This window comes from Chitinophaga polysaccharea (assembly GCF_007829335.1).
GTDB classification, from domain to species: Bacteria; Bacteroidota; Bacteroidia; order Chitinophagales; family Chitinophagaceae; genus Chitinophaga; species Chitinophaga polysaccharea_B.
On the sequence record NZ_VIWO01000008.1, the window covers coordinates 53,077 to 65,318 of the forward strand.

The following is a 12,242-nucleotide window of genomic DNA, read 5'->3' on the forward strand; positions in this document are numbered from 1 at the left end:
GACCGATCAGCTTATTGGTAGATTTTAGGCCGCCACTAATGCGAAATGACAGCTGCCTAGTGACGTATGCGGTATTGTTTCAAAAAATTACTGGGCGATAATCCCTCAACTTCTTTAAAGTGCTTGTTAAAATTAGAAAGATTATTATACCCGCTTTCATAGCAGGCGGTAGATATACTATGGGTACCTGCCAGCAATAATTTAGCAGCATGACCAATTCTAAGTTCTTTCAAAATTTCGATAAACGTTTTATTTGTTTTTTGTTTAAAATAACGGCAAAAACCGCTGGTAGACATATGAATGATCGCTGCTGCATCCCCCAGGGTTATATTTTCCTTGAAATTCTTATATACATAGTCAAATACCTGTGTGATCCGCTGCTCCTGAGTTGATGTTCTCAAAATGTTGAAATAAGGGGAAGACAACATCGTGCCGTCTTTTGAATGGGCGAGCAGATCTAACAATTCTATCATCCAGGCGATTTTCCGAAGGCCCTTCGCGCCCAGCATCTGCTCTAAAATAAACCGTGCCTGGATAATCGTATCTCCTGAAAATAAAACGCCTCTGGCTGCTCTTCCAAACAAAATATTCAATTCTTTCGCCTCAGGATTTCCCATGATTACGCTGTCCATAAAATTCGGAAAAAAGTGTACTACGTAAGCCCTGGGAGGCTGCGTATAATCCTGTAAGCCTTGATACTGCCAACAGTGTGGCAGATAGCTACCTAAAAGCACCAGCTCCGGCCCGTCAAAATCAGCGATATGATCGCCGATAAACCTCTTCCCCTGGCAATTATCCAGTAGCGCAATTTCAAAATTAACATGACTTTTAAATGTGTTATACTCCTTCATTTCCAACACCTCTCTTCTGATCGTAAACGATTGATCAGCAGGGAATGTAAAATTCTCATATAAATATTTCATCGTTCAAGTCTTAGAGATTAACGAACATGGATATAGTAGTTACAGGGACATAAACAAGCAGGTCATAAATCGCCTCTGCAGACGGTGTAAGATATGGTCACCGTGTAATCCCCCATTTACATTAAGTATACCTCAGTAGAACAGTTGTTCCGTCCCCAGCGGATATAAATATTGCTCTACCGCCACATTAGTTGTTGCTGTCAAGGCAGCAGTAACACCATTATCCAGCTTTACCGAGTAATATCCGGGTTCAGCTATTTCCGTTGATTTTACCAGGGAGAGTAAAGCATTTTTATTTGCAGGTTTGATACTGAGATTTCCTTCATTCCCTCCGCAACCAATACCAGAAAGACGGTTCACAGAAAATCCGGAGATAGTTTTTTTAGCAAAATCGTACCCACTGTGGCTTCTGTGCACCATATCAGGGCATACCCTTGCCATACCGTAAGGTACACATGCGGCGGGATCTACCTGGCCATTGTCTCCACTGGTGTCTATAAAGAGGATTACTGGTGGCATCTTCTGCTGGCCCGAAGTATCCGGTTGAAGGGTCAGACAAACAGGGATTATCAATAGAATGCTGTATAAAGATTTAATCATATTTTGTAATTCATGTATAAAAGCTTTTGGGTCTATAGCTGCCTTCATCAGCTCTGCCATCATATAAGACTGTTGGTAAACCAAATTGGATACCACTGCCTTACTTTTCATCAAATATGCGCCCAGGAATGCAGGCACATTCCCGGGCGGCTTAGATTGGGTTACTTATATTGATATTTCTACTTAAAGATATTTCTATGATGTGCTGATATGGTTACTTTACATTTATTTGTCCGGTAGTCCATACTTTGCCTTCCATTTGCCATGCCGGATCCGGAATGATATTCAGCCAGGATAATACAAACAAAGGAATGTCTTTGCCGGCTGGTACCAGGGTCTGAATGTTGGCTGAAGATGGGGGAAGCAATACCGTAGAGAACGGATCCCAACTATAATTACCTGAGGATACGCCTTGCAATATGAAAGGATGGCCCTGAGCAGATTTATCCTTAAAAATGCCGCCTGTGCCATCAGTAGCTGGCCAGTATCCCAGCAGGAAATCAACGTAGGGATGATTATCATCTACTCTTATAGCCGCCGCATCCTTGGCTATCGTTGCATCATCTATGGCACATTTGAATATTCTTACCGCCGCCATGTATACATCGGCCGGTTGGTTAACGGAACCAGGCAGATAACCTATCCTCAGCGGCGCCGGGCTATTAATATTGCCCTGACCGGTTATCTCTTTTTCCTCACCAAACTTGCCATCAGTATAGGTTCTGGCATATCGCCTTCCATCCCTGGAAAGTATTACCGCTGCAATGTTATGCCACTTTCCATCCCCGATAACAGCGCCTCTGGCCTGGATATTCCCTTTCCCTGACTGGCCGAAATTTATCTGCCAGTAGTTCTGTTCCAGGAACATAACCCATCCCGGCACACCACGATCGAAAGAAGCACGTTTACCAAGTATGGAAGGCCAGGTGTAATTATAGCTTCCATCCGGACGCTGGTTTACTTTAATATTCAATTCCACCGTAAAGGAAGTGGTATCACCAAAATTATAGGCCTCAATGGCATCAGGTACCGTGGCAAAAACGGCGTTATCCTTGCCAAAGAGGCGAACGGTACTTCCGGAAAACCTGGTACCATTAAACGGGCGGTCAAGGAAAAATGGCTGGAAGGTGGGAGCATAAATAATGGTAAATGTATTTAACCGTGGGTTGCTGAATGCCGTATTATCATCCTCCTGGGGATCAATAGGGTATGGTCCTCCTATACTGGACGTAACCACTACCAGCCATTTTTCACCGGAGAAATTCTTCCGCTGCCGCAGTTTCCCCAACATTTCTCCCATATACTGATCCATGTTCGTGATAGCATCGCGGTATTGTGGAACACTGGCATCATAACCATATGCGGCGCCTGCCGCATCTACATTTCCGAAGTGCGCAATAATTAATCCGGCAGTGTCTTTCCCCAATGCATCCAATACAGCATTCTTAACTGCCTTGTCATCATTTTCAAAATACGCTGTTTTATCAGAACCGGAAGAAAGGTAATCCGCCAGCGATTTTTTCGCGCAGAAAAAATTAACAGGATAGTCAGGCAAACGGGATTTGATCCGTTTTGTAACCGACGGATAAGCAGACAGGTTATTACCTGAAAAGTCATTGGTGCTGACGCTATGCCGTTGCCGGCTAACGCCTGTCAGCATATCGGCCCAGGAAGTTGCCTGCACTGCGGAGGTATCCGTCAGCGAATGCCAGGAATAAATAGCGTTACTTGTCATTGACGTCAGAAATGGAGGGGCCACCTTATTAACAGACGCCCCCCTGGCCCCATCAATGATTACATACAAGACCTTCGGAAGCGGATCATTTGTAATAGTATCATTACCTCCCGGTGTCTGGCGCATTATTTTTGCGTCTTTGTTACATGCCACCATGACGGTGAACAGCACCGGTAAAAACAGCCTGCCTATTTTTTTATATTGACTCATGTATATAGCATATTAGCAATGAAACGATACGGTTATTTTAGCAGCAGGCGGGTAATATTTCCGATAGGTTGTGTGTTAAATGTAGTAATGTTACCCATCAGCGTTAGCTGTATATCACCGTTAGCTGTTTTTGTTTCCAGTATATTTGATATAGTGCCGTCAAATTTACCGGTAGAATTATAGCCTGGAACCAGTTTCCCCTTGTTATCTATTACCATAAAGCCGTTACGCAGTACATTATCATAGCGTCCAAAGTATCCGGCAGCAACGATCAACCCATTATTTAACTGAAAGCCATAATTGATATTACCATCCTCCAGCGCGCCGGTTGAAAAGCCATCGACCGGATTGAAAGATTCGTCGACCAACACTATCCCATTAAATTTCTTATTGTTATAATTGATGAATCCTCCGGTAACAACGTATTGCTTTGTTATAGTATTATAGGTGATGCGGGTAACTGCATTATCAGCTCCCACCGTAAAGGAAGGATCCAGGCTTCCGTCCACGTTAATACGGGCTATATTTAAAACAGGCATGCCATCATATTTGCTGAACCTGCCAAACAGAATGATCTTGCCATCCGGCTGCATTATTGCGCCGGCGATGTAGCCATTGGTGGCTGGTCGCCCCTTATGTGCGACAAGATCATAGTGATACGATGAATCGATAGCGCCATCCTGTTTGAACCGGATCAATTGACTTGCTTCAATGCTGTCAACAACCAGTGAGTCTCTCAGAAGATCTGATGTGGAAACGCCATATCTTTTCCTGAGATAGTACTTAAAATTGCCCACTGCAATGGTTCCTCCCTGCACATCCTGGAACAGCGCCTGAATATAGTCATCCGTGCCTCCGTTAAAAGCAGGCACCGTATCCTTTTTAGTGAACGACTGTACTGTGACGGTATCAGGAGATCCATTGGCGTTAAGGCGGCAAATATTAAACATCCTGTGTATGCCACTTCGTTGCTTGTCGAATGCCGAAAATCCACCGGCAATCATCATTTTACCGTCTGGTTGCATCACGATATCCGATATAGCTCCATTAACGCCCCAGCCAAAACGCATAGAACGATCCAATTCCCCGCTGCGGCTGATGACGATAATCCCGTTCAGGGGATTCACCACTCCTTTATTTTCATAATTAGTGAATGCGCCTACCATTAAAAACCGTCCATCCGGTAGCTCCTCCATTTTGTTTACAGGGCCGTTAGTTCCTGTGGTAACGTGGAAAGTAATATCCGGCTCAATTTTACCTGCTACATTAAAAACAGGCCCGTAAAAAATCTGGTCACCCACCACCACCTGCACATTACCGGTACTTGCCAGATCGGGTACCTTCACACTAATATGCTGGCTGTCGAGCTCCATTATCTGTGCCTGTTGCCCATTGAAGGAAAATACCGCCTGGTTCCTATAAGGCAGCAACCCGCTAACCTTAAAGCTCACAATCGCGCCTGGGGGCGCCGTCGTCACAGGGGGAGGTTCATTCGAAAATTTTATGCCCAAAGGCGCTTTGCCACCCTCATAAGGGTTCTGAAATGTATTCTCCTTCTGGCGGCAACCATATGCCAACAGCAGGAGCAGTATATAACAGAGATGTTTCTTCATATATTGTTGCTTCTAAGGGTCTGCTGATATTGTTATTGTTTGTAGTGCAGGTAATCGTTAAAAAAACTCCCCGGATCAAATGCAAAATACTTGTCATTATCTGCCAGCACATGAACGGCAGCATGATGGGGTTGAATATTACAGGAAGCCACCGGAACCCGCGTAAAATAATTCGCTACGCCTGAAGGATTCGGTGCGTACGACAGATTTAACTGGCGATAACCGACATACTTAACACCGCCGGAGGTAGCATAAGTAACGCCGATGTTCATGACGGTGTTATTAAGAGAAAGGTAATTCTGGCCCCCATACACCTGCAATAAATCAAAATCAATCTGCGGATAATCTTTCAGCAGGTTCACTCCCCTGAAAATATACATAGACATATATTTCTTCCAGACTGCCTGAGGCACGTCTGCAAGTGTTTTAATAGTGTCCTTACCCACCAGATAGAGACTTTTGTTAAAATTTCTAACCAGGTTAGAAACACTTCGGTTGGTTGGTGCAAAAAATGTCAAGGAGTCTTTGTTGAGTATTGAATCAAGTCCTGCAAGTTTGACAATTGTTTCGACGGAGTCAAAATAAAACGGTTTTGCATGCAAGTAGTCCATGACCGTTCCGTTAAACACCGGCGAAGTAATTCCTCCATCTTTATAATAATTATCCTTTTTACAAGATACATTCATCAATGCTATCAGCATTAATCCGCCAAAATATTTCAGGTAATTAGTCTTCTTCATGGAAAATCAGTTTGTCCAATAGTTATTCAGTGTCATCAAAGGGTTGTTGTCCATCACAGATGTGGCAAGTGGCCAGGTCCATCCGCCACGTGCGAACTGATCAACGGTCAGAGGGGTATAACACCATTTCTGGTCCATTACACGGCCTGTTCTAACTAGATCAAAATAGTACAGCCCTTCTCCCATGAGTTCTTTAGCTTGTTCCAGGTATACCGCTTGCCGTAGATCATCTCCGCCAGGGCCGGTATACCTTGGCGCGCCCGCTCTGTCCCGGATCATATTCAGCAGGCCCGTTGCTTCGTCTGCCCGTCCGGTTTCCACCATTGCTTCGGCAGTCATCAAAAGTGCGGTGGCATACCGAAAGATGATAATATTGTTGTCCGGGTTCACGTCTTCTCCATGCGAAAAAACGCTCGAAAATTTGATAAACTGAAATTGTCCGTTATCTGCAAACATCGACTGGTCAAACCAGGTATCACGCCTCCGATCTGCCTGCCCGTCAGGATAAAGCATGTGAAGAAAAGCCGCGCGGAAGTAGCCAAAACTATATTCATGTCCCGATAGCGGGAATTTATAAGGAAAGTGCTGTACCATATCCGAAAAAGGCGCATAGTTTGATAACGTTTCACCATAATTGAAATTCTGTGCAATTTCCACCAGTCCCTCTTCGCTTCTTCCTTTGAAGATAAGCTGGGAATTATCTATCGGCAGCAACTTGTAGGAAGCACTTTGAATGAGCTCTTTACCATATGCAACCGTTTTCCCGAAATGATCCTGTTTATTCACTTTATCAAATCCGGCATTCCACAAATGCATGTACATCAATAACGCTAGCGCTCCTCCTTTTGTAGCCCTGACAGCCTTTTTAGCCGGATCTTTGTAAGTCCATGGAAGGTCGTCTTTCACTTTGTCCAGTTCTGCAATACAATTATTGATGACCGTCACCATATCCGTTCGGGGTAATGGAGTACTTAAATAAGCTTCTGTATAATAGGGCACGTCTCCATATAGCCTTACCAGGAACAGATAGGTGAGGCATCTGATGAACACTGCCTCTGCTTCATACTGACGGAGATCATTGGTTGAAAGTCCCGGGATAGGGTTTCTGCCAAGTTCCTTTTCCAGGATGTTTGCCGATTGAATGACCCGGTAAAAATCTTTCCATTGGGTCATGTTGGCGAATTTGAACCCCGCATTCCACGGAGCATTGGCTGCGATCAGACCCAACAAGTTATTCTGCCCACACATATCTATATAGCCACGATAATTCTTATCTGTTTCGGGCGACATTTTCACCTGGCCTCCTCTCAGCTCCCCGGAAGCGGCGATAAAAGAGGTGCTTTGAAGCTTATCACGGAATTGTCCATAAATATCACTTATAAAAGATTCAATGTCCGAAGTTGACTTCCAATAAGCATTTCCGGATAGTTTATCTATCGGTTGAACAGTAAGGAACTTCTTGCATCCCGAAGAAAAAAGGGTGATGCTCAGGAATATAACAGCGGTTAATTTTAGTTTCATAATTAAAAAAATTGAAGGAACATATGATCAACGCTCTACTTAAAAATCCACGTTCAGGCCCAGGTTATAAGTATGTGGGACGGGATATCCATCTGAACGGTCACGCCCCAGATCCGTTACATTCTCCGGGTTAGGGCCGCGGTATTTCGACCATGAAAACAGGTTATTGACTGACCCATATACTCTAACAGAACTCAAGCCAATATGCTTTGTCAGTCCCCTGTCGAAAGTATAAGACAAAGACGCTGTATTCAGCTTGTAATAACTACCCGTTTCCTGGAAAAGGCTCTGATTAGACCTGTAAGGCTGGGTGAGTGGCGCGCGCTTCCAATCGTAAACATTCGCGAAGCCGGCGTTGTCGCCATTCTTTTGCCAGTAGGTGATATCCGGTGGGAGCACTGTAATAGCTTTTCCGTTAAACGGATCCTGTAAAAACTGCATTCGCTCCACAAGCGCACTATTAATAATGTCTCTGATGAGCGTGAATGAGCCATTTATATTCAATGAAACATTTTTATACTTGAAATAAGAACTAAAACCGCCAGTGATCAGTGGCATACTATTTCCCATAATAACACGGTCATTGTCTGAAATAACATAGTTACCATCCAGGTCGCGGAATTTGGCATCACCTGCGTGGAAGGGAACACCATCGGCGGTATGGAGATAAATACCTGTAGCAGGATCCAAAGGCACATCATCGTTGGTAGCGTAAACGCCCTGATTCTGATACAGGTAATTGCTGAAAGTATTACGTCCTACCCGGAGGTAGATATTATCGGCGGTAAGAAACTGACGCTCATTGCCTGGCAACCGTGTTAATACGTCTTTATTCAATGCTCCATTGATGGAAAAAGTCCACTGGAAAGCACTATTCTTTGGTAAAGGACGGAAGGTAAGACTCAGCTCATATCCATAATTGACCATCCCTACCTCATTAGTGATTACCTGATCGAATCCGGCTATATCCGGCAACGGTTTTCCGCGTGTGAGATAATCCACCTGCTTGTAATAGGTATCAAATATGAGTTCTATCCGGCTGTCGAAAAAACCAACCTCCACGCCTATATCATATTGGCTGGTGGTAGTTGGCTTCAGGGAAGGATTGGGTAAAGTGCCGAAATTGATCCCGATCCTTGGCGTATTATTATAGGTTTGTCTGAGATCATACTGACCCGAAGAGGAAAAAATATCACCATTAGGTACGATGTTCCTTCCCCAGCTAAAGCGAAGCGAACCAAAAGTGAGCCACGACAGGTCTTTTGCAAACTTCTCTTTGTTGAAGTTCCAACGCAATCCCATAGCCGGGTTGGCAGAATACCTGTTAGACACGCCACTGGAGGAAGATCCATCCATACGGTAACTAAAATCAAAAATGTACTTCTTCTTAAAGTCGTAACTGAAAATACCGGCAAAAGACGCCACATGATTTTTATTATACCCCAGCAAACCTCCCCTGGAGGTAAGACCATCAGCACCCAATGGACCCTGGAACTGATCGTTCGGTGTTTTTTTCTGTCGAATCACGGCCTGTTGGGAAGCGGAAGAATATATTTCGTTGGAAAAAGACAGAAAAAAATTATGCGTTGCGTGAACTGATTTGTAGTAAGACAAGGCATTCCTGTTGAAAAGCGTAAATGACCGGTCGTTATATCCATATGCTTCTGAAAAATCGTTGTTCGCAGCCGCGGGTGTAAAGTTATCTTCCGTATTAGTGCCATAATCGTAGCCCAGGCTGGACGAAAGTGATAGTCCTTTGTATAATTCGTAGTTCACATCCAGATTGATGTGATAGTTGCCACTTTTATTATCATTCTTTGTGTTAAGCGACGATAAAGCACTATTGGTACTAAGGAAGTAACTGGGCGGCGGTAGTAAAGACGAAGACTTACCATCTGTTGCCACCCCCTTTTGTAACAACCCCGATCCCGAACCTTTGTTTCTCAGCCCGAGAGAAGAGGATAACGCGGCAAAAACACGGAGCTTCTTTGTTGGTTTATATTCCATGTTCGTATTCAGAGAATATCTGCTAAAGCCGGTATTTCTGATCACCCCGGATTCATTATAATAACCAAGATTAACTTTGTAGTTGAACGTAGGATCCCCACCGCTGATTCCCACATTATGCGTCTGATTAAACGTATTCCGGTAAAAAACCCCTTGCCAGTCGGTACTGTTGTTATAATAGGGATTCAGACTATCTGCCAGGAGCGGCGTGTAGGCAATATTGTAAATATCTCCCAGCGTACCATAATTGAATATTTCAGCCAGGCGAAAATCCCGTTCCGATTTCCCTCCCATGGTTGGCCGCAGCTTAGGTACTGTGTTCAGGAAAAAATTCCCGGTATATCTTACAACAGGTATTGGTGAATTACCACGATGCGTATTAATAATGATCACACCGTATGCCCCGCGCGAACCATATAGTGAGGTGGCCTGTGCGTCTTTGAGCACCTCTATGCTTTCAATGTCCTCCGGGGGAATAAGGGATAGCGGACTTACACCTGGACCGGCTGTTTGAAATCCGTAATCAAAATTGGTATTTGCCTGGATAGGCACGCCGTCTACAATGTAAAGTGGAGAAGTAGGTGTAAGAAATGCATCATCGCCTTTTCCTGTTACATTGATGGTGGACAAGCCACGCAGCATTACAGAGCCACGCGCACCGGGGGCGCCCGTATTATTCTGGACATTAAGCCCCGCTACTTTACCCTGCAGTAGTTGTTCAACATTCGACACCGGTATATCCTGCAGGTCTTTACCACTTACTATAACTGCGGCGCCGGTTACAGATTCACGCGTCTTCTTCTGATAACCTACAATTACTGCTTCATTCAATTTATTTTCATTCACGCTCATTTGCACGGCTATCTCTCTCCGGGAACCAGGCTTTATTTTAAAATCGGAGTATCCTAAAAAGCGAAATACCAATGGCATACCGGGATCTACCAATACGGAGAATTCTCCACTGCTGCCGGTAACACCTACCGGCTTGAGAGGGGTGCCGCCCAAAATGCTAACCCCCACCATCCTCTCATTTGTAGTGGCTTCCCTGACTACTCCCTTGATGGCCACCTTATTCTGCGCGGCAAGCGTCTGCCAGAACATCAAAAGGCAACAAGCCACTATTAACCGGGTATAGATAAATTTCATCTGAGGAAATCATTTAAGTTTTAGAAAATATGATTTGATGCGGCCCGATGCTACTCATCCCTAAACCTGGGGGTATCGTTGTAAAAGTGAAAGGCTATTTCCCAATCCCCTTTTTCATAAATGTTAAAATTGAGCAACAAAGAAGACACAGACCTGATGCCGGCTATACCAAGCCGATCGTAGGTGAATGCTACTGCGGCCTGGGAACCGTCGTTATTCGTAAAACTTGTTTTCAATTTAACCAGCGGAATAGGATACGCCACATCGTACGTTACTCCCGTTGCCGTTTTCCTGGGATTAAAACCATGAACAAGGGAGTCCCACACCGTGCGGTTAAACTTCGCGGGATCTATCGCCAGAGAATCTTTGTCGAAAAACCGGAAAGTCAGGCTGCTACCCGCACCTTTCTTCGTAAAATAAACCCGCACCTGCGAGGAAGACAATGACTTTCCGCTAACATCCCCGGTAATATTAGTGACGGTAGGGTTTACATATAGTAAGTTACCGTTACCATCCTTTTTTACCTCGCCCGTAACAGGGTCCAACTGGTTAGGTTCGTATGCCCGTTGCCGGTAGGGGATCAGTCGCAGATCTTTATAAGTACGGTGGCCACCGGAATTGTTCACTTCTACATCGAAAATGTATCCTGAGTCAGGCAAATGTGCCAACAACTGGTCTGTTGCAGCCGCCCACAGTACAAATTCTCCTGAGTGCGGCCTCACTTCCCATAACCGATGCTTCTCCAGTCCTCTCTTCTGTTGAATCTCATCCAATGTCTTTTCCGATCCTGTATATCCTCTCTTCCATGCTAATACATCTACACTATCCTTAAATACATCGGTCAACTTTCCAGTGCTGGTGCGCACATTTGTAACGCTGAAATTCAACGGAAGAGATGATTGTCCCGGGTTAAAGATGTTCGCATAAAATGTGGTTCTACCCAGCACCGGGTTAAATGTGGTAGAAGTATAGATCGCTTTGTCGCTCAGATAATCAAGATCTTCCGGCAAATTTTTTTTACAGGACACCATCAACAGAAAAAGCGCTGCTGTCCTAAAAATGTATAAGTATTTATTTACTCCCATTTTATTATTTATTTAAGCGTAGAATGAATTCGTCAAATCCAAAAGCGTGATCCTCTCTGAGCACATGCACTATGCCGGTGGTAGTGACAAGGTTAACAGATTGAGTAGTAGTGGTTACCCAATCACGGTTATATTTTGAGTTCCTGGTATCACTATACTCAAGATAAGAAGGGCCTCCGCCTATCAGCCCTTCCGCGTTTGTGGTTCTCCGGCGCCCATTCATGGGATAGTTATACTTTACTGTATACATACTAATTCCGTCCGCATAGTTCATATCGTTTGTGTTGAAGACCTGCCGGAGGATATACTTTGTCATCATGGTATCCAGTTGTGCAACATCGGCCTGTAATAAGTAAACCGGCGGAAGTTGTCTGGATTTCCGGATAGCGTTGAGGTTCTCCAATACAAATCTGAAACTTGTATTAGTAGGTGCAAACAGTGTATACTTCCCTGTTTTCAGCGTATCTGACAAATGAAGCCTGTCCAGCACCAGCAGTAAAGAGTCAAACCGACCGGTATTGCTTTTCAGATATTCATAGGTGTTTCCCGGGAATGAGCGCTGGGTATTACTGTAGCTATAATCGCCACCGTCCTTTCTACAGGCAGTAGTCAGCAACACGATTGTCAATATCAGCACACATAGGTTTTTAACTGTCATCATA

The 12,242-nt window shown here is 44.4% G+C and carries 9 protein-coding genes; all 9 read right to left on the minus strand.

Going from position 1 to position 12,242, the window contains the following annotated elements:
* Positions 1-56: 56 nt before the first annotated feature.
* Positions 57-923 (minus strand): AraC family transcriptional regulator, encoded by an 867-nt coding sequence (locus FHW36_RS23860; protein ID WP_145672838.1) that lies wholly within the window; start codon positions 921-923, stop codon positions 57-59.
* 132 nt (positions 924-1,055) lie between these two features.
* Positions 1,056-1,523, minus strand: a complete 468-nt coding sequence (locus tag FHW36_RS23865) for a hypothetical protein (RefSeq protein ID WP_145672840.1) — start codon at positions 1,521-1,523, stop codon at positions 1,056-1,058.
* A gap of 214 nt (positions 1,524-1,737) precedes the next feature.
* The gene (locus FHW36_RS23870; RefSeq protein WP_145672842.1) at positions 1,738-3,468 is read right to left on the minus strand and encodes an alkaline phosphatase family protein; all 1,731 of its coding nucleotides are present in this window, start codon (positions 3,466-3,468) and stop codon (positions 1,738-1,740) included.
* Positions 3,469-3,500: 32 nt separating this feature from the next.
* Positions 3,501-5,081 (minus strand): DUF5008 domain-containing protein, encoded by a 1,581-nt coding sequence (locus FHW36_RS23875; RefSeq protein ID WP_145672844.1) that lies wholly within the window; start codon positions 5,079-5,081, stop codon positions 3,501-3,503.
* A 32-nt stretch (positions 5,082-5,113) separates the two neighbouring features.
* Positions 5,114-5,821 (minus strand): fasciclin domain-containing protein, encoded by a 708-nt coding sequence (locus FHW36_RS23880; protein ID WP_145672846.1) that lies wholly within the window; start codon positions 5,819-5,821, stop codon positions 5,114-5,116.
* Positions 5,822-5,827: 6 nt separating this feature from the next.
* On the minus strand, positions 5,828-7,342 hold the full coding sequence (locus FHW36_RS23885; protein WP_145672848.1) for a RagB/SusD family nutrient uptake outer membrane protein: 1,515 nt from the start codon (positions 7,340-7,342) through the stop codon (positions 5,828-5,830).
* Between the two features lie 39 nt (positions 7,343-7,381).
* Positions 7,382-10,495 carry a SusC/RagA family TonB-linked outer membrane protein gene (locus FHW36_RS23890; RefSeq protein ID WP_222429163.1) on the minus strand — a complete coding sequence of 1,038 codons (3,114 nt, stop codon included), beginning with the start codon at positions 10,493-10,495 and terminating at the stop codon, positions 7,382-7,384.
* Positions 10,496-10,545: 50 nt separating this feature from the next.
* Positions 10,546-11,505 (minus strand): DUF5007 domain-containing protein, encoded by a 960-nt coding sequence (locus FHW36_RS23895; RefSeq protein ID WP_186452578.1) that lies wholly within the window; start codon positions 11,503-11,505, stop codon positions 10,546-10,548.
* Between the two features lie 79 nt (positions 11,506-11,584).
* Positions 11,585-12,241 carry a fasciclin domain-containing protein gene (locus FHW36_RS23900; RefSeq protein WP_145672855.1) on the minus strand — a complete coding sequence of 219 codons (657 nt, stop codon included), beginning with the start codon at positions 12,239-12,241 and terminating at the stop codon, positions 11,585-11,587.
* Between the last annotated feature and the right edge of the window lies 1 nt (position 12,242).

What these genes read in the sequence shown, in the direction of transcription:
- FHW36_RS23860 (WP_145672838.1), bottom strand. Translation starts at nt 923, where the DNA reads ATGAAATATTTATATGAGAATTTTACATTCCCTGCTGATCAATCGTTT.
- FHW36_RS23865 (WP_145672840.1), bottom strand. Translation starts at nt 1,523, where the DNA reads ATGATTAAATCTTTATACAGCATTCTATTGATAATCCCTGTTTGTCTG.
- FHW36_RS23870 (WP_145672842.1), bottom strand. Translation starts at nt 3,468, where the DNA reads ATGAGTCAATATAAAAAAATAGGCAGGCTGTTTTTACCGGTGCTGTTC.
- FHW36_RS23875 (WP_145672844.1), bottom strand. Translation starts at nt 5,081, where the DNA reads ATGAAGAAACATCTCTGTTATATACTGCTCCTGCTGTTGGCATATGGT.
- FHW36_RS23880 (WP_145672846.1), bottom strand. Translation starts at nt 5,821, where the DNA reads ATGAAGAAGACTAATTACCTGAAATATTTTGGCGGATTAATGCTGATA.
- FHW36_RS23885 (WP_145672848.1), bottom strand. Translation starts at nt 7,342, where the DNA reads ATGAAACTAAAATTAACCGCTGTTATATTCCTGAGCATCACCCTTTTT.
- FHW36_RS23890 (WP_222429163.1), bottom strand. Translation starts at nt 10,495, where the DNA reads ATGAAATTTATCTATACCCGGTTAATAGTGGCTTGTTGCCTTTTGATG.
- FHW36_RS23900 (WP_145672855.1), bottom strand. Translation starts at nt 12,241, where the DNA reads ATGATGACAGTTAAAAACCTATGTGTGCTGATATTGACAATCGTGTTG.